The following is a 16,540-nucleotide window of genomic DNA, read 5'->3' on the forward strand; positions in this document are numbered from 1 at the left end:
CAAATTGGCAACGAACCTACACGAAGTGCCCGACTTCGCGCCACCAAAACGGCAGTACGTCGTATTCAACCCGCTGCTGTGTGGCCGAATGTGCACGATGGAATGACCCTCCAACGTGATCCAGATCACACGGCCACTTCGGTTTTGTCGCGCGAGGCTGCGCGCGGGTTCACTGCGCGCGGGCGGGAACCGGGGCGGTCGGCTTCAGGTTCAGGAGATTGCCGCACAGGATCAGCGTCGCGCCGAGCACGGTCCAGGCGTCGAGCCGCTCCGAATACAGCAGCCAGCCGACAGTCGCGGTGAGCGGCACCCGCAAGAAGTCCATCGGCACCACGATGGTTGCATCCGCGTAGCGGAGCGCGCTGGCGAGGCAATAGTGCGAGAATGTGCCGCAGACCCCGATGACGAAGAGCCACCCCCAGAGAGTGGTTGACGGCCAGGTCCAGACGTAGAGCGTCGGCAGCAGGCCCACGACCATCTGCACGACGATCATCCAGAACAGGATCGACAATGCGCTCTCGGTCCGGGTCAACGATTTCGCCAAGATCATGGAAATGCTGAAGCCGATCGCGGCCCCCAGTGCGATCAACTGGCCCGGATTGATCTCGCCGGTGGCGGGCCGCACGATCATGACGACGCCGACGATGCCGAGCGCGATGGCGGCGATCTTCCAGACGGTCATGCGCTCGGACAGGAACGTTGCGGCCAGCAGCGCAGTCCAGATCGGCATGGTGAATTCGATCGCGACGACCTGGCCGATCCCGATCAGTGTCAGTGCGTAGAACCAGCCGAGCTGCGCGAAATAATGGACCCCGTTGCGCGCGAGGTGCTGGGGCAGGCGTTTGGTCGAGACCGCCTTGAAACCGCCGGCCCGGTAGATGATCGGCAGCAGCAGCGTAAAGCCGATCGCCGAGCGTACTTCCATGATCTGGAAAACGTTCAGCTCGCGCGTGGTCTCGCGGCCGGCAACCGCCATGACCAGCATCAGCGTCAGCCAGCCGGCCATCCACAGTGCAGCCATCGTTTTGGACGGTGTCGCGGTCATCGTTGCTGGTGCGGGCGATCGAGCCTGAGGGGAGGGCCGGTATCGGCGACATCGCCGGCGTTTGCAACGGCCAAAACTGCGGATGCAGCGATGCAGGGCGGCGTGCTAAGGCATCATTGAACAACAAGAAAAGGGAGATCTTCGCTCATGCAAATCTTGCAGCCGGCTGAATGGAAGAAACCGCGGGGCTTTTCTCACGGTGTGGTGGCCGAAGGGCCGGGCCGCTGGGTGGTGCTGGCCGGACAGACCGGCGGCGACGAGACCGGCAATTACGCGCCTGACATGGCGGCGCAGGTCGCAACCGCGCTGAAGCGGATCATCAAGCTGCTGGGCGAGGCCGGAGCCGGCCCGGAGCACATCGTCCGCCTGACCTGGTACCTGACCAGCCGCAGCGAATATGAATCGGCCGGGGCCGGCATCGGCGCGGCCTGGAAGGAAACGCTGGGGCGCAATTTTCCGCCCTCGACGCTGCTCTACATCGGCGGTCTCGTGGACGAGCGCGCCAAGGTCGAAATCGAGGTCACGGCGTTCGTACCGAACGTATAAAACGGATAAAAAAAGCCCCGGCGGAATCGCCGGGGCTTTTGGCTTGAACGCGGTCCGCCTTAGCGCGACAGCGAGATGTTGGCGCCGCGGAACTGGCTGTCCGCGCGCATCGTGACGCTCTGCTTGTTGCCGGACGTCTTCAGCGAGATGTTGGCGTTGAAGCCGGCGGTCGAGGCGACCAGCTCGTAGTTTCCGCCGGCACCGCGGCCCTGGAGCGAGCCGGAGATGTTGCGGCTGGCCTCGGACCAGCTGCCGCCAATAGTGCCGCCTTCAGCCCTGACGTTGGCGCCGAGATTGAACTTGTAGGCGTCGCTGGCGCAGGTCAGCGACATCTCCATCGTCGGTCCGATCGGGGCGTATCTGGCCCGGCAGCGGATCCGCTCGGTCGAGCCGTCATCGAGCGTGACGGTGCCGGCACCGCTCCAGCTCCCCGCCAGCGGGGCGAACGGGCCGGACTGGGCCTGGCTCTCAGAGTTGGCGATCCCCGCCGCAAACAAAACGGCGGCCGCGATCAGCAGCCGCCGGCTCACGACGCTGATCCCGAATTTCTTACTGGCGCGATGCTTCCCACCGCCCACTGCACGGTATGCCTGCAGATGCTCCATTCCACTTCCCCGATCCGGCGTTGCCGCTGAGTTGACCGTTGGCATATGCACCATTGATCGAAACTTTCACAAGTCCCCCGCTGCCGATGGTGCCGGAAACGTTAGCGCCGGGCGCGGTGATCTTGCCGTCGGCAACCGTCAGCATGGAGCTCGCGGTCGGCTCGCAGGTACCGCTCTTGGTCACGATGGTGACATGCCAGTTGCCGTCATAGGGGGTCTGGGCGAAAGCGGGAGCGGCGAGGGTGATAACTGAAGCGGCACAGAATGCCGTAATGCGACCAAAACGCATGAATTCCGTCCTTGAATCTGTCTGATATGCTGACGCTTATTCGGCCCAAATGTGACGGAAATTTGTTGCATTGCCAAAGCGAAAATTGTTCCAGTGGAAACAATAATTTATTTGTGTTTCCGGCTCCAATTTTCGAAGCAGAATCAACGCGCCTTCACGTTAAGGGTAAACGTCAGGAGAGACTCAGGGGAAGGACTGCGGAAGGGACTCACGAAAGACTTGGCGCCAAGGTGGCGAACTGCTCGTCCTGAACCTTGGAGGGCAGCGCCTTGTGGACCTTGACGTAGTCGATCACGTCGGCCAGCAGCTTGAGGCCGAGCGGAGCGAGCGCACGCTCCCAGAGCTCGCGAGCCGTCTCGCCCTTCCTGACGAAGCACCAGTCCTGGGCGGCGATGGCGCCGGCGTCCATGCGGTCGGCAAGATGATAGATCGTGCCGCCGGCGATCGGATCGCCTTCCTTGATGGTCCATTCCACAGCGGCTTTGCCCCGATGACGCGGCAGCAGCGAGGGATGATAGCCGATCCCGCCGTACTTCGCGGCGGCCAGGGCGTCCTTGCCGATCCGGGCGTGGCTGTGGGCGGTGATGATCAGGTCGGTGTCGGGGCCGATTTCGGAGGCGACCACCAGCTTCGGATTGGCCTGGACCGTCACCTCGATGCCAGCCGCCCTGGCGCTCGCCGCGAGGCGATCCTCGGCGTCGGCCACGACGACCCGCACGATCGGGACGCCGTGCTCCCGGAGCATGTTCAGGGTGGTCACGCCGAAATGGCGGGAGCCGACGAGGGTAATGCGCATGGGTGTCCGATCCGTCTCGCAACTGCGTCATCCCCCGATAACACGTCGGTGCGTCCTGTCACCAGCCGCGGGCGGTTTGTGCCGGTTATCAACAATGCACCGGGCGCGGGGGCGCGACGGGCTCCGCGATTGCGCAGCCGGCCGTTCCGGTGCTTCCATGCGCGTATTGCACCGTATCAGGAGCGAGCGCATGCGAAGCGCGTGGTTTTTCCTTCTCGCGGGACTGAGCGTAGCCACGCCAGCGCGCGCCGGCGGGCCGTATCCGGCGGTCCCGCCCGAGGTCGGGGTGGCGCCGTTCATCGGTCCGACGTGGGATGCCTATCGTTGCGCCGAAGGGCCGGTCTATAATTTCTACCACGGCGCCTATTACGGCGGGGAGCCGCCCGCACTCTATCGCGGCTACGCCTACAGGCCGTACTACCGCTACAGCGCCTACCGCAGGCTGCCGCGCAAGTATTTTTGCGTCACGGATTAGCGTTGCCGGGCGGCCACATCGACAGCAAATGATGTATCCGCCGGTTCCTCTGTTTCATTTCTAACATAAGCAGCCCCCGTGTGCCGCTAGAATGCACCAACCGGGGCTGGCCAAATTTGATTCCGAATCCGTTTTCGAACCCGGCTTTGGCCGCTGGCGAGTGATCGCCAGCGGCTTTTCATGCCGGCGCCATCACGAAATCATCAAACGGTAACGCGTTCTCAACCTGCCTGTCATATCGACGAATCCGTCGCGGATTTGTATTGCGTACCGCGACACCAAAAATGTCCCGCCGGCGTGGGTGCGCCGCGTGGGCTTTTTTGCCGGGGCCGATTTCATGCCGAGCGCAATTGAGCAGATCGTGGACGCCTATGTGCGGCTGAAGAACCGCCGTGGGCTCGACGAGCTGATGATGCACAGGCAACGGCTCGCGGTCGATCTGAAGAGCAGGTCCGGCTATGATTTCAGCCTGCCGATCGGCAAGATCGACGAGGAGATCGCGATCATCGAGGAGGGGCTCAGCCGGCTGAAGGCCCAGTCCGCGGATCCCCGCGGGATACGTCCGATCTGACGCGCTCAGTCGCGCCGGCCACCGTCGATGACGGTGAACAGCGGCCGTGCCTGGGTCGGCTCGACCAGAAGTTCCTCCACCAGCGCGGTTGCCGCATCGACATATTTGCGCGTCGGTTTGTCGAGCTCACGTTTGGCCTCGTCGTCGAGCGCGACCTTTGCGGCCTCGACCAGCTTGCGCATGCGCGCCGCATGGTCGTCGCCCGCCGTCAGCGTCGCGCGCGCCAGCGAGCGCAGGACGAACAGCTCGCCTTCGAGGCGGAGCAGGCGGTCGTTGAGCCTGGAGAGGACTGCGTTGAGATCGGCCATAGCTGCTGTTCGTCGCGGAGGATCCATCCTGATCTAGCGGCGATCGGTGAACGGAATCCAAACGCCATTGGCGCAATTGGGTTGATCTCCGGCGTCTCCCGGCAGCAGCGATGCCGCCGATGTGAGACATCGTGACGGTGCGATGCGTCGTCCCAGCGTGGTTCCCGCACCACATAGTGCTTGGGTGGACGTCTGGAGCACGTATGATGCGGTCTGTCCTGGCTTTGGTCCTCCTGATTGCAACATGCGCGTCGGCGGCTGCCGCGCCGGCGCATCATGCCCGCCCGCGCCATCACGTCGCCGTCCAACTGCCCGAGGACGCGCCGGTCCCGCCCGGCTGGTACAAATTTCCCGGGTGGCCGCCGATCCCGCCGTCGGAGAACAGGAATCTCGATCCTTCCAATTTCGGCGGCGGTTGATCGAAGCTACGCCGCGGTTCGAGCGAGATAATCGCGGGCGAAGGCGAGATACCAGTCGAGGCAGGCGGGATTGGCCATCGCCTCCCTGTTGATGACCTTTTCGACGGGCTGGCCGAGCAGCAGCTTCTTGATCGGCAGCTCCTGCTTCTTGCCCGACAGCGTGCGCGGGATCTCGGCGACGGCAAAGATCTCGTTCGGCAGGAATCGGCGGGACAGGCCGGCCTCGATCGCCTTGTTGATCCTGGCCTGCATCGCAGCGTCGAAGGCTGTGCCCTCGCGCAGCACCACGAACAGCGGCATGTAGCTGTCGCGGCCGAGATATTCGAGGTCGACGACGAGGCTATCCAGCACCTCCGGCAGCGCTTCGATCGCGGAATAGAGCTCGCTCGTGCCCATGCGCAGGCCGTGCCGGTTGATGGTCGCATCGCTGCGGCCATAGATGATGCAGGAGCCGTCCGGATTGACCTTGAGCCAGTCGCCGTGCCGCCACACCGGCCCGCGGCCGCTGCCGTCGAAATTGTCCGGATAGGTCTCGAAATAGCTGGCGCGATAGCGCGCATCGCCCTTGTCGTTCCAGAAACGGAGCGGCATCGAGGGCATCGGCTCGGTACAGACGAGCTCGCCGACCTCGTCGATGACGGCGCGGCCCTGCTCGCTGAAGGCTTCGACCGCCGCGCCGAGCAGGCGGCACTGCATCGCGCCCGGGGTCTGCGGCAATTCGCGGTTGCCGCCGATGAAGGCACCGGCGAAATCCGTGCCGCCGGAGATATTCGCCCACCAGATGTCGGCCTGCGCCTTGCTGCCGTTGATTTTCGACAACGCCGTAAAGCGATCGTTGAACCAGGCTTGCGTATCGGCGCTGAGCGGCGAGCCGGTCGAGCCGAGGCAACGCAGCCGCGACAGATCGCCGGCCGCAGTGAGATCGATCTCGGCTTTGGCGCAGTTGGCGAAGAACGCCGCTCCGGCGCCGAAGAAGGTCGCTTTCGACTGTGCCACGAACCGCCACAGCGTGGTCCAGTCCGGCTTGTCCTTGGTGCCGCCCGGGCTGCCGTCGAAGATGCAGCAGGTGGTGCCGCTGAGCAGGCCGCCGACCTGAGAATTCCACATGATCCAGCCGGTCGAAGAGTACCAGTGATAGCGCTCGCCGAACGAGTTCTCGTGGTAGGAGCAGCCGAGGTCGTTGTGCAGGCCCAGCAGCGCCAGCACCACGATGACGATGCCGCCATGGCCGTGCACGATCGGTTTCGGCAGGCCGGTGGTGCCGCTGGAATAGACGATCCAGAGCGGATGATCGAACGGCAGCCAGGCCGGCTCGAACGCGTCGATCGCGGCGCCCGTCCTTGCGACGATGTCGGCGAGCAGGGCGTCCGGCGCTGCGGGCGCGGCCTCGCTGTGCAGGATGACGTGCTCGACCGTCGGCAGCGATCGCCACAGCTCCGCGACGACGTCTTTGCGATCATGCCGGCGGCCGGCATAGGTGACGGCATCGCAGGCGATCAGCACCTTCGGCTCGATCTGCTTGAAGCGGTCGATCACGGCGGGCGCAGCCATATCGGGCGCACAGACGCTCCAGACCGCGCCGATGCTGGCGCTCGCCAGAAACGCGATGATGGTTTCGGGGATGTTGGGCAGGTAGGCCGCGATCCGGTCACCGGGCTTGATGCCCTTCTCCTTCAGATGCAGCGCGAGCGCCGCCGCCTTGCGCCGCAGCTCCGGCCAGCTCGTTTCGTTGAGCTTGCCGTCCTCGCCGCTACTGACGATCGCGGGCAGGCCGGCAGCGACGGCGGCCTCAACGTGCCGGAACACCTGCCGCGCATAGTTGACCTGCGCACCGGGAAACCACACCGCGCCCGGCATCTTGCGCTCGGTGATCACGGCCGCAAACGGCGTCGGCGATTGCAGATCGTAATAGTCCCAGATGCTGCGCCAGAAGCCGTCGAGATCGCGCACCGACCACTGCCGCATCTCCTCGTAATTCGCGAAGGAAAGGCCACGCTGCTCGGCGAGCCAGTTGCGGTAGAGGGCGATCTGAGGAACGAAGGGTGCGGTCATTGCGTGTCAGCTTCTATTGCGGGGCGGAAAGTCTATCCTGCGCCGCAGAGTAGCAGAAGCCATAGTTCGCGCAGACTGCGATGACGGCAGTAGTGGGTCTGCGAGCACCAGCAGCACGTTGGAGTGGCGCAACACGTTTACTTCAATGGATTCGTCATCGCGAGCGTAGCGAAGCAATCCAGACCGTCGCCGCGGAAAGCCTCTGGATTGCTTCGCTACGCTCGCAATGACGGCGTGGAGGCGGGCCGTCGCCTCAATTGGGCTACGGTACCGAGACCATCGCTGGCGCCTGTCACTGCACGCCCGCCCACCGCCTTCCGAACACCGGCGGTTTTGTCTTCACCGCTTGCCAGCCGAAGAAGTGGTGCTTCCCCGACCAGGTGTGCACCACGCCGCTGCAGATGCTGCATTTGAAGCTGCCGGTGTGGGCTTCGCTGTGCTCTTCCCGTGTCGCGGTGTAGTTCATGCTGCAACCCGCGCAGGTGAATTCTTCGGTCGTCCAGATGCTGTTGGCCATTGCACATCAGTGTTTTTGAATGTTGGCGAGAAGCGTAGGTGCGGGGATTTGCATCGGCGTAAACTGACCTCGGGAAATCCGGTTAATCGCCGTTAGCCAAACCGGGCTCCGGTCGCGGCGTTGCAGGAGCTTCCCGGGTCTGACGAGCGCCCGTCAGTCCAAATCGCGTCGCCGATTGGTCCAAGCGCGCGCGTGATCCCACAGCTAGATTTCATCGTCGCCTCGGTCGGAGGGCGGACAATTTGGGGGTGAGATCATGCGGAAGAAACTGGTTTTGGCGTCTGTGCTGCTGTCATTGGGAACGCCGGCATTTGCAGCTGACATCATTGCGCCCGCGCCGGTCAAAGCGCCGGTGGCGGCCCAGATCTTCAGCTGGACCGCCTTCTACATCGGCGCGCATGGCGGCGGCGCCTGGAGCAAATGGACCGGCATCGACCCGACCGATCCGACAGCGACTTGGAGCTCGGCCACGGCCAGCGGCGGCATCGTCGGGGGCCAGATCGGCGGCAACTACCAGATCAGCAATTTCGTGATCGGCCTCGAAGGCACCGGCGCCTGGTCCAGCGTCACACTCAATGCCGGCGGCCCGTTCGGTGGCGGTGCCGGCTTCAACCTGTCGCTGAAGAACGACTACATCGCCACGGTCGCCGGCCGTTTCGGCGTCGCCTTCGACCGCGTGCTGCTCTACGCCAAGGGTGGCGCGGCCTTCACCCGCGACAAGTATAGCGTCAACAACGGCCTTGCCGGCCCGCTCGCCGGTTCCGCCTCGGGCAGCTTCAATCGCACCGGCTGGCTTGCCGGCGGCGGCATCGAGTGGATGTTCATGCCGAACTGGTCGGTGCGGGCCGAGTACAACTATATGGGCTTCGGCACGATCACCGAGCAGCCGGTGACGACAGGCAATCTGGTGGCGACTCCAGCCAATGTGAAGCTGAACATCCAGACCGGCACGGTGGGCGTGAACTACCACTTCTGAGCGGAGGGAGCGCCACCGCTCGGCCGACTGGACCAACCCGTTCGGCGACAGCTGATGCCGCGCCGGGCGGCGCAGCGGTCCGATCCCTCGCGCAGCCGCGGGCCCGGTCGTCTTGACGCCGGATGCGCGGCTGGCAATAACGCTTTGCCGCGCAAGTGCCGGAACCCGCGTCAATGCCGCAAGGAAAGGCGTGCCCGTGAAAAGTCTCCGTCAGCTCCTGACGGGAGAGGACATCATCCAGCTCCTGATCCGGGTCGGCCTGCTTGGCCTGCTGATCATCTGGACCTTCCTGATCATCCGCCCGTTCGTGCCGATCCTGGCCTGGAGCGCCGTGCTCGCGGTCGCGTTCTATCCGGCCTTCAGCTGGGTCGCCAAGATCCTCGGCGGCCGCCCGAAGACCGCGGCCGCGATCCTCACCCTGATCACGCTCGGCATCGTCATTGGCCCGGCGACCTGGCTCGGCCTCAGCGCGGTGGACGGTGCGCGCGAACTGGCGAAGCAGCTCGGCACCGGCGATCTCGCGCTGCAGTCGGCGCCGGAGCAGCTCAAGTCGTGGCCGGTGGTCGGCCCTTGGCTCTTTGATCTCTGGGATCAGGCTTACAACAACATCCGTGCGGTGCTGCGCGAGGTTGCGCCCTATCTCCAGCCGCTGGCGGGACCCCTGTTGTCGCTTGCGGGCGATGCGAGCCTCGGCACGCTCCAGTTTCTGGTCTCGGTGTTCGTCGCCGGCTTCCTGTTTCCGCATGGGCCGCGGCTGGTTGCGGCCGGGCGCGGCTTCCTGTTTCGCATCGTGCCCGAGCAGAGCGAGCATTTTCTCGAGCTTGGGGGCGCCACCATCCGCGCCGTGGCGCAAGGCGTGATCGGCGTCGCCATCGTGCAGGCGCTGCTCGCCGGCATCGGCTTCAAGATGGCAGCCGTGCCGAGCGCCGGCCTGCTCGCCTTCATCGTGCTATTGCTGTCGATCGTGCAGATCGGCGCGTTCCTGGTGATCCTGCCGGTGATCATCTGGATCTGGACCGCCAAGGACGTCACCACGGCGCTGCTGCTCACCGTGTTTCTCGTCCTCGTCGGCTTCATCGACACCATGTTGAAGCCGCTGGTGATGGGGCGCGGCCTCACCACGCCGACCATCGTGATCTTCGTCGGCGTGATCGGCGGTACGCTCGCCCACGGTATCGTCGGCCTGTTCATCGGGCCGATCATCCTGTCGGTGGCCTGGGAGTTGATGATGGCCTGGATCAGGACCGAGGACCGGGCGGCGGCGAGCGAAAGCTGAGCTGCTCGCACGGGCTGTGGTCAAAGCGCCCCGCGAACTTGTCTATTCAACTAGACAAGTTACGATAGGGCGATTCTGTTTTCGATCTACGGCAGTAATGGCGAAGTCTTCCAAGCTGGTTGCCGCAAAACGCGGCAAGGTATTGTTGGTCAGACGGCGGTCGGACGGCCTGTGGATGTTCCCGGGCGGCCGCAAGCGTTCGCGCGAGTCCGACAAGGACTGCCTGCGGCGGGAGATCAAGGAGGAGCTGCCCAAGCTGAAGCTCGGCCGGATCAGCCTGTGGAAGGAAGTGACGGCCAGGAATAAGCGCTCCGGTCGCAAGATGAGCGACGCGATCTTCATCGCCAAGGGTGCCAAGGGCAGGCTCGAGATCGGCGACAAGAAGGAGATCGACCGGGCCGCCTGGCAGAAGCCGCGCGGCATCCGCCTGACGCCGACCTCGCGCTACATCCGCGATCGGCTGTTTCCGAGCAAGCCGCGGCGCCAGTGAGGAGGGGGGCCGCGTCTTCGCGGCGCCGGTGCGACAAATCGCCCGCTGGTCCACAACACGAGCCCGAAATCGACAGATCATCGTGCGGTCAGGTCGGCCTACGGTGGTGGTCTGATCGAGACGGCCCCAGCCAGCCGCTATTGCTTGACCGCCAGCGTGTCCAGGCAGTGGTTGAGATAGACGGTGCGATCCCTGGGCAGCACCTTGTCGAGATCCGCCTTCAGCGCGCATTCGCGTTGCCGCATCTGCTCGGCCCGGCGCTTCTCGGCCGCCTCGCGATATTCGGGGGCAACCTTGTTGGGATCGACCAGTGCCTGCGAGCGGGCGGGAGCGGTCACGGCGAGCGCGATCGCGGCGATGATGATAATGAACTGCTTCAAATGAGCCTCCGTAAAAGGGCTCATGCTAGCGCGGGGGTAGCGATGGCTCAAACGGCAAGTACGGTGGGACGACCGATAGCGCAGCCTGCGTCCGAGAGGCTGTCGGCGGAGTCGGTTTTTCAACGACCCGAAGTCGGCCAAGTGAAGTGGGGTAAGTGAAGTCGGCCAAGCGAAATCGGCCAAGTGAAGTCCATTCACTTCGAGGCGTGGTCGATCTTGTGCCCGAGATGCCCGGTGTCGTGATCGCGACGCAACTGGCTCAGCGAGGTCTCGTTCAATTGATGCAAGACCTCGCTGAGCGGCGTCGCATCCGGATAACCTGCCGCAAATGCCTTTCCGTAGATCTTCCGCAACGTACCGACCAGCGTGTTGCCGTGCTTCTTGCTGATCGCGCCATCCTTGTCGCGGTGGCGGCCGTCCAGGCCCGGTTCCTTCATGTGGTTCTCCCTGTGCGGCGTCTTAAGCGCCTGGAGAGAGCGTGCTCCCAAACGAATTGGTTGGCAACGGTGCGGCGCGCTGGAGTTGAGCGGCGGTTCGCTCCATCGCAAGAGCGTCGCGTTCGCGCTTCGCTCTCTTAGCTGTGAAGCCGCGTCAGATCGCGGTGGGACGGTCGGCGTATTACATAAGGGAGAGCGGACTCGATTGGAGCCGATACGATGCGTCTTGTTTTGGCCCTGGGCCTCTTGATCGTCTTGTGTACGTCTGCAGACGCCGCGCACCACGCACGCGCGCGCAATCCTGCGGCACGCCATCCTCCGGTCGATCGTTTCGGCACCGAAGTGAATCCTCGCGTACGCTTCGCGGTCCCCGGCTGGAGCGATGAAGCAACGGCGCGCTGGCTCAATAATGCCTCGTCCAACGTCGGCCGAGGCGGATAGCCACACCCGGACGTGGGTGCGGGAAGATCGGCGGAGCCGTGTGAACCAGTTCACACGCGCGCTTCGAGACCGGTGCTATCAAGGCCTCATTGCTTTTACCGATTGATATTTTGAAAACGCCCCAGCGCTCCCTACCAGGCGCTGGGGTTTTCATTTCGATCACGATCACCGCTCGCGAAGCGTGATCGGACCGGACGGGTGCTTTCTGAAAAGTGCCGAAGGGCGGGGCGGCTAAGCGGCTTGCTCCTCAAACGAGGTGTAGACCTGCCCGGCCGGATCGACGATCTGAACGTCCCAGCAGCCGTCTTCGACGAGCTCTCGGGCCTTCTTGAGGGCGGCCGCGAGTGACAGCCGCTTGAGGCTGACGACGCCTGCCGTGTCGAAACCGCTGATTTCAAACATGCCGTTCCTCCGGTTCTCCTGAATCTTACACCTTTCGAGGGCGTTGTCTCCCGGCTTTTGTGGCAAGGCCCATGGAACCGCAGCTGCAGTGTCCAGTGCAGCGCGGTGGCCGCCATCGTGCCATCGGCCGACCCTGATGGTCGTGGCGCTCCCGTCGCGTTCAGGCGTCATTCAGAGGGCTTGTCTATCTTGCGGCCTTGGAGGACCGCTTCGATGTTGATCACCACTATTGCGACAATCCTTGCTCTTCATGGCGGTGCAACGGCGCCGGCCGCAGCTGTCGAACGCCCGCTCGAGGTGCAGTATCGCGGCGTGCCGAGACATCCGCCGCCGTGCGGCGATCATTGGGATCAGAGCGCCCGCGACGGGATGTGCTATCCCAACGGCTATCTCCGTCCCGAAGACCAGGCGGCGCTGCAGGGATACTATCAGGGCCCGCGGCCTTACTATGGAATGCGCCGGCGTCCGGTGCCATGCGGCCACGGCGCTGACGTCGATATCCGCGACGGTGTCTGCTACCCCAACGGCACGGTTCCACTACAATTCCAGGACCGGCCAGAGAACTACTATCGGCGGTACTGAGAGACGGGCCGTCAGGCGTGAGGCCGGGTGTGCTCCGGATCAGTGCGCTCCGGATCAGTGTGCTCTTGATGAGCTAGCCGCGGAGCCGGCCCAGCGCCACGACTAAGCGGCCTGCTCCTCAAACGAGGTGTGTACGCGTCCCGTTGGATCGACGATCTGAACGTCCCAGCACCCGTCTTCGACAAGCTGTCTGGCCTTCTTGAGGGCGGCCGCGAGTGACAGCCGCTTGAGGCTGACGACGCCTGCCGTGTCGAAACCGCTGATTTCAAACATGCCGTTCCTCCGGTTCTCCTGAATCTTACACCTTTCAGGGGCCTTGTCTCTCGGCTTTGGTGCTTCGAAGCAGGCTGCCGCGTGACTCATTCCGTCCCTTCGCCCCCCGTAGTCGGCCGGGGCGGCCGGGCCTGCCAGGCGGCCATGTCGCTAACGTGGAATTAATCCAAAATGCCCACAATTTTAGGCAGTTGTAGGTGGGTGCTGCGTAGAGGAGCCGTCGCGAGGACGTTCCGGCGTCGGCTTCCTGTTGCTCGCTCATTTGAGGTCAATGGACATGACCACGACATCCGAGGCGCAAGGCCTCGTCGAACAACTCGACCCTGCGGCGCTCGCGCTCGCAGTCGCAGCACTCGAGCCCGCAGCCCCGGAAGCTCCGGCATCGAGCAAGCGGTCCAGCCGGAAATCGGTCCTGGCACTGTCGGTGTGTGCCTTGGCCATCAATGGTGCGGCGGCGATCTATACATTGCCGGCTGATTTTCCGTCGCCGAATCTCAGCAGTCTGGCTGAACTGCTTCCGCGCCGGGAAGCTTCCGCGCCAAAGGCGGATCCGGTTGTCGCTGCCTTGAAGGACATTCAGTCGGCCCAGCAGCAACACACGGCTTCGCTGCAGGAGAGCAATCACGCCTTGCAGCAACATGCAGCTCTGCTGCAGCAGGATTCAATGGTGCTGTTGTCTCTGCGGCAGAGCATCACGGACGAACGGGTCGATGTGAGGAAGATATCTTCGCAGCTGTCGACGCTCATCGCGAAGGTCGATACGCTGCAAAATGCAATGATGTCGGACGTCACGTCCTCGATCCGAAAAGCGAACGCACGCTATGGACTGTCGGCAGCGATGCGGAAGCGGATGGTCCGGCAGTCGAAGTCTGTCGGGCCGGTTTCGGTTGGAGGAGCGCCGCTGAGCGTGCCGGCCGTGGTTTCGGCGCCGGAAAGCTGAAGACAGGTCAGGCAAATCACCTGACACTACTGGCCCTCGAACTCACGCTGGCCGGTCTTCTTGTCACGCCAGGCAGGACACGATGGCAAGCACGACGTCGGCGCCAAGGTCCCCCGAGTACATCGTGAAAAGGATGCCAGCGCCAAGAACAACAGCAAAGACCTTGAGAATAATCATCGCGAGATCCCCTCGTGGGTGACGGGACACTGGACCCGGATTGTTTCCTGAGTGCTTCGCGTGATGCGGCGAATGGTTTCATTCACCGAGGCGTTATCCGTGAGGGGCCGCTCGACTTAGAGGGCGCAACAGGGGCTGCTGCGCCCCGATGCATTTTCGAGATCAAGCCCGAGGGGCATCGCAATCGAACTGGCGCGCGCCAACGGTGACTTCAAAACTCTCTCGCAAGAGCGAGCGCAAGGTCTCAGTTGCTCCGTTCCGACCTCCAGCCGGTTTCCCGATGTGAAATGGTGGCGGTAATATCGGCATCTCTGCCGGCCGACTGGCGCCAGGCAGCCACGCCGAAACACACCGTCAGCGTCAATGTCGTCAGCAATAGCAGCACGGACAGAAACTGGCTCACGCACACCCCCGGCAAGATCACGCGCGAGCGCGCGCACATCTGGTTGATTCGGAAAATGCAGTCCGACTGACCTAGGGTGCGTTTTCCCCAAGGTTGCAGATCCTTGGACCAACACTCGTAGCCCTTGAGCCACCGCGCGCAGGAGCCGGCTCCGCACGCTCCAGGCTTCTGCGCTTCACAAGAATTGGCCGGCTATTGCCGTCGCCACGGCATAAGCTTTGGCTGGATGCTCGATGGCAGCCTCGCCGGCCGTCGCTCTATGATAGAGGCGATTGTTGGAGGCGGTGACTTTACAGCGCTGCAGATCCCGTCCGACCGACCAAATTGGAATCGCAGCCCTAGATCTCGCGATGGAATTAGCTGGCAACGCAACGAAGCGCTGACCCGCCGGTTCGCGCTGGCGGCCCCCCTTTAGAATTCGCTAGTTGGGGGGGCTGCCGCTCTTGGCCTTGGACGAATGTTTCACTACCGGTTTGGCCGGCGTGGCCGGCTTCTTCGCTTCGTCGCCGCGGGCAGTTCCCCACGGATCGACTGCCTTCTGGTTGGGAACATTGCCGAGGGAGCGTTGATAGGCGCGCTCGGCCCGAATGTCGTCCGCCTTCTCGGCCTCCGTCTTGTCCTTGGACTCGCCGTACATTGGAACATGGTCCTGAGCCAATGCGGTCTGTCCGATCAGGGCAAACATGACAGCGGCGGCGATTTTGCGCATCGAGAAACTCCCGGTTCTGCGACTAGCATAACATCGCGCCGATTGCGGCATCAATGCATCGGAGTGGCGTCCGGTAACGGCTGATGACGCATCGCCGCCGGTTGAAGCGGTAGAGATAAGCCCGCCGGCTCACAAGGTCGGCGGGGTTCTCTTGCGGGGCAGGCTAGTCATCATCCGCCGACGAGCCGTTAGTTCGCTAGTTGAGCGCGCGCCTGTTTGACATTGCGTGAGACGACACGATCGTAGGCCGATAAAGCGGCATCGGTCGCTAACTCAACCATTTCTCGATAGGCGCCGTCGTTCGTTTGAGTGAAGCTTTCGCGGATTGCTCTGGCAAGCTGTTCGTCTGAAACGGCGTCTCCCGGGGCCGCTCGTCCGGTGAGTCGGCTATACAGATTCAAGCGATACACGTCGGCGGCGATTTGCCAGGCCCAATCCTCCAGTCCCAGTTGTTGAACCACCCGGTCGACCCCTTGCTCTACGCGCAGAAAAATTGGGGTAGTCGACGCTGGGCATAGAAAAAACTAACTCAGGTTAGAAAAAAATCTGCCCTACAAATTCAGGTGGAAGCCGCCGCTCGAGGCGCGCGCCGGTTCAGGCACCAACAAATACGCCGCCGGGCTCTAATACATTGTCCCGGCGGCGGTGTTCATTTCCAGCCCCGAGATGGGAACTAACAAAAACCTCGGATAGAGATTTTACGTACGAAACCTGGGAAGGTTTCAGGCTGCCGGTTCACGCTGGCGGGCCTTGGCAGGCCCTGCAAACTCCTGTTGATGTGGCCGAGGAAGCTGTCACATTACTTTGACAGACAGGTGCCAATTTGGAAGGCGCTGGGATTTCAGAGCCCAGACAGGAATACGCGGCGAACGCTGCCAAGCGAATATATTCCGCTTGTGCAGCGTTCAGTATCCTCTCAATTTCGGGAGTTCGGCGTGTTTGATGCTGAAATGACTGCGCTGCTCAGGGCGGTGCTCGATGAAGTTTGCGAAAATATTCCTGTAAGCGAAACGGGCGCCAGAGCGTACGTTGCTTCGAAGCTGCTCGATGCCGCGGCACATGGGCAGCTCTCAACCGACGCGTTGAAAGCAGCGGGTCGCGAGGCCTTGAACCCACCAACGATGTGGCGCTGATTATCCGCTCCACATCACTCGATCACATCGTATTCGAAGGCGACGCCCTCCGGGTCGTTCTCCTCAAACCATCGTTCCGCGGCGCCCACCGTCGCGAAGACCTTGATGTGATCGATGTCGCCGACCTGCTTGGGGTGTTGCGCCGGCCCTAGTGGGGCTCTTTCGCGCGCATGGAGCGCATCTGCCCGGATCTGGCGGACGGGGAGGGCGTGCTGCCGCTTGAGCGCGCCGGCCTCATGGCGATCGCGCGCAATTGCCGCGCTGCCATCCTCGACGCTCAGATCGGCAATCAATTTGC

Annotated in this window: 25 protein-coding genes; 11 read left to right on the forward strand and 14 right to left on the reverse strand. The window is 63.2% G+C overall.

What is annotated here, in order from left to right; genetic code table 11:
* Positions 1–169: 169 nt before the first annotated feature.
* On the reverse strand, positions 170–1,045 hold the full coding sequence (locus ACVJ5M_RS24255) for a DMT family transporter (protein ID WP_283016557.1): 876 nt from the start codon (positions 1,043–1,045) through the stop codon (positions 170–172).
* A gap of 147 nt (positions 1,046–1,192) precedes the next feature.
* Here ACVJ5M_RS24255 and ACVJ5M_RS24260 point away from each other — a divergent pair, with 147 nt between their 5' ends.
* On the forward strand, positions 1,193–1,591 hold the full coding sequence (locus tag ACVJ5M_RS24260; RefSeq protein ID WP_283016556.1) for a RidA family protein: 399 nt from the start codon (positions 1,193–1,195) through the stop codon (positions 1,589–1,591).
* 59 nt (positions 1,592–1,650) lie between these two features.
* On the opposite strand, the gene ACVJ5M_RS24265 is transcribed toward ACVJ5M_RS24260, so the two are convergent.
* The 3 genes from ACVJ5M_RS24265 to ACVJ5M_RS24275 all read right to left on the reverse strand — a co-directional run bounded on the left by ACVJ5M_RS24265 (position 1,651) and on the right by ACVJ5M_RS24275 (position 3,281).
* Complete coding sequence (locus ACVJ5M_RS24265) at positions 1,651–2,196, reverse strand: hypothetical protein (RefSeq protein ID WP_071913735.1); 546 nt, start codon at positions 2,194–2,196, stop codon at positions 1,651–1,653.
* Positions 2,141–2,485: a hypothetical protein gene (locus ACVJ5M_RS24270; RefSeq protein WP_014495138.1), complete on the reverse strand. Its 345-nt coding sequence runs from the start codon at positions 2,483–2,485 to the stop codon at positions 2,141–2,143. Before ACVJ5M_RS24270 ends, ACVJ5M_RS24265 begins: the two co-directional genes overlap by 56 nt.
* A gap of 208 nt (positions 2,486–2,693) precedes the next feature.
* A complete protein-coding gene (locus ACVJ5M_RS24275; RefSeq protein WP_283016555.1) occupies positions 2,694–3,281 on the reverse strand; it encodes a formyltransferase family protein in 588 nt (195 codons plus the stop codon).
* A gap of 190 nt (positions 3,282–3,471) precedes the next feature.
* Between ACVJ5M_RS24275 and ACVJ5M_RS24280 the strand changes: the two genes are divergently transcribed.
* Both ACVJ5M_RS24280 and ACVJ5M_RS24285 read left to right on the forward strand, forming a co-directional pair.
* Entirely contained in the window at positions 3,472–3,756 is a 285-nt protein-coding gene (locus tag ACVJ5M_RS24280) for a hypothetical protein (RefSeq protein WP_283016554.1), read from the forward strand.
* Positions 3,757–4,093: 337 nt separating this feature from the next.
* Positions 4,094–4,327, forward strand: a complete 234-nt coding sequence (locus ACVJ5M_RS24285; RefSeq protein ID WP_166341191.1) for a hypothetical protein — start codon at positions 4,094–4,096, stop codon at positions 4,325–4,327.
* 5 nt (positions 4,328–4,332) lie between these two features.
* Here the strand turns inward: ACVJ5M_RS24285 and ACVJ5M_RS24290 are convergent, their stop codons facing one another.
* The gene (locus ACVJ5M_RS24290; RefSeq protein WP_063983186.1) at positions 4,333–4,635 is read right to left on the reverse strand and encodes a hypothetical protein; all 303 of its coding nucleotides are present in this window, start codon (positions 4,633–4,635) and stop codon (positions 4,333–4,335) included.
* Between the two features lie 203 nt (positions 4,636–4,838).
* Here ACVJ5M_RS24290 and ACVJ5M_RS24295 point away from each other — a divergent pair, with 203 nt between their 5' ends.
* Positions 4,839–5,054, forward strand: a complete 216-nt coding sequence (locus ACVJ5M_RS24295; protein WP_223153539.1) for a hypothetical protein — start codon at positions 4,839–4,841, stop codon at positions 5,052–5,054.
* 6 nt (positions 5,055–5,060) lie between these two features.
* Here ACVJ5M_RS24295 and ACVJ5M_RS24300 read toward each other — a convergent pair whose 3' ends face one another.
* Together ACVJ5M_RS24300 and ACVJ5M_RS24305 are read right to left on the reverse strand one after the other, a co-directional pair.
* Positions 5,061–7,106, reverse strand: a complete 2,046-nt coding sequence (locus tag ACVJ5M_RS24300) for an acetoacetate--CoA ligase (protein ID WP_283016553.1) — start codon at positions 7,104–7,106, stop codon at positions 5,061–5,063.
* 292 nt (positions 7,107–7,398) lie between these two features.
* Positions 7,399–7,623 carry a hypothetical protein gene (locus ACVJ5M_RS24305; protein ID WP_166096636.1) on the reverse strand — a complete coding sequence of 75 codons (225 nt, stop codon included), beginning with the start codon at positions 7,621–7,623 and terminating at the stop codon, positions 7,399–7,401.
* A gap of 256 nt (positions 7,624–7,879) precedes the next feature.
* Between ACVJ5M_RS24305 and ACVJ5M_RS24310 the strand changes: the two genes are divergently transcribed.
* From ACVJ5M_RS24310 to ACVJ5M_RS24320, 3 genes are all read left to right on the forward strand, one after another.
* The gene (locus ACVJ5M_RS24310; RefSeq protein ID WP_283016552.1) at positions 7,880–8,599 is read left to right on the forward strand and encodes an outer membrane protein; all 720 of its coding nucleotides are present in this window, start codon (positions 7,880–7,882) and stop codon (positions 8,597–8,599) included.
* Positions 8,600–8,789: 190 nt separating this feature from the next.
* On the forward strand, positions 8,790–9,875 hold the full coding sequence (locus tag ACVJ5M_RS24315) for an AI-2E family transporter (protein ID WP_085404720.1): 1,086 nt from the start codon (positions 8,790–8,792) through the stop codon (positions 9,873–9,875).
* A gap of 97 nt (positions 9,876–9,972) precedes the next feature.
* Positions 9,973–10,365 (forward strand): NUDIX hydrolase, encoded by a 393-nt coding sequence (locus ACVJ5M_RS24320; protein ID WP_028152127.1) that lies wholly within the window; start codon positions 9,973–9,975, stop codon positions 10,363–10,365.
* A 137-nt stretch (positions 10,366–10,502) separates the two neighbouring features.
* On the opposite strand, the gene ACVJ5M_RS24325 is transcribed toward ACVJ5M_RS24320, so the two are convergent.
* From ACVJ5M_RS24325 to ACVJ5M_RS24335, 3 genes are all read right to left on the reverse strand, one after another.
* Entirely contained in the window at positions 10,503–10,745 is a 243-nt protein-coding gene (locus ACVJ5M_RS24325) for a hypothetical protein (RefSeq protein ID WP_283016550.1), read from the reverse strand.
* A 194-nt stretch (positions 10,746–10,939) separates the two neighbouring features.
* Positions 10,940–11,182 (reverse strand): hypothetical protein, encoded by a 243-nt coding sequence (locus ACVJ5M_RS24330; protein WP_028152129.1) that lies wholly within the window; start codon positions 11,180–11,182, stop codon positions 10,940–10,942.
* A gap of 672 nt (positions 11,183–11,854) precedes the next feature.
* Positions 11,855–12,025 (reverse strand): hypothetical protein, encoded by a 171-nt coding sequence (locus tag ACVJ5M_RS24335; RefSeq protein ID WP_167541702.1) that lies wholly within the window; start codon positions 12,023–12,025, stop codon positions 11,855–11,857.
* 213 nt (positions 12,026–12,238) lie between these two features.
* Between ACVJ5M_RS24335 and ACVJ5M_RS24340 the strand changes: the two genes are divergently transcribed.
* Entirely contained in the window at positions 12,239–12,607 is a 369-nt protein-coding gene (locus tag ACVJ5M_RS24340; protein ID WP_049807936.1) for a hypothetical protein, read from the forward strand.
* Positions 12,608–12,709: 102 nt separating this feature from the next.
* Here ACVJ5M_RS24340 and ACVJ5M_RS24345 read toward each other — a convergent pair whose 3' ends face one another.
* Entirely contained in the window at positions 12,710–12,880 is a 171-nt protein-coding gene (locus ACVJ5M_RS24345; RefSeq protein ID WP_283016549.1) for a hypothetical protein, read from the reverse strand.
* Between the two features lie 271 nt (positions 12,881–13,151).
* Between ACVJ5M_RS24345 and ACVJ5M_RS24350 the strand changes: the two genes are divergently transcribed.
* Positions 13,152–13,820 (forward strand): hypothetical protein, encoded by a 669-nt coding sequence (locus ACVJ5M_RS24350; protein WP_283016548.1) that lies wholly within the window; start codon positions 13,152–13,154, stop codon positions 13,818–13,820.
* A 425-nt stretch (positions 13,821–14,245) separates the two neighbouring features.
* A complete protein-coding gene (locus ACVJ5M_RS24355; RefSeq protein ID WP_283016547.1) occupies positions 14,246–14,470 on the forward strand; it encodes a hypothetical protein in 225 nt (74 codons plus the stop codon).
* Positions 14,471–14,821: 351 nt separating this feature from the next.
* Here the strand turns inward: ACVJ5M_RS24355 and ACVJ5M_RS24360 are convergent, their stop codons facing one another.
* On the reverse strand, positions 14,822–15,109 hold the full coding sequence (locus tag ACVJ5M_RS24360; RefSeq protein WP_063983198.1) for a hypothetical protein: 288 nt from the start codon (positions 15,107–15,109) through the stop codon (positions 14,822–14,824).
* Positions 15,110–15,297: 188 nt separating this feature from the next.
* Entirely contained in the window at positions 15,298–15,570 is a 273-nt protein-coding gene (locus tag ACVJ5M_RS24365; protein WP_063983199.1) for a hypothetical protein, read from the reverse strand.
* A gap of 435 nt (positions 15,571–16,005) precedes the next feature.
* Here ACVJ5M_RS24365 and ACVJ5M_RS24370 point away from each other — a divergent pair, with 435 nt between their 5' ends.
* Positions 16,006–16,242, forward strand: coding sequence for a hypothetical protein (locus ACVJ5M_RS24370; protein WP_404979721.1), 237 nt, complete (start codon positions 16,006–16,008; stop codon positions 16,240–16,242).
* A gap of 14 nt (positions 16,243–16,256) precedes the next feature.
* Here the strand turns inward: ACVJ5M_RS24370 and ACVJ5M_RS24375 are convergent, their stop codons facing one another.
* Complete coding sequence (locus ACVJ5M_RS24375) at positions 16,257–16,535, reverse strand: hypothetical protein (protein ID WP_283016546.1); 279 nt, start codon at positions 16,533–16,535, stop codon at positions 16,257–16,259.
* Positions 16,536–16,540: the final 5 nt, after the last annotated feature.

This window comes from Bradyrhizobium sp. S3.7.6 (assembly GCF_054061875.1).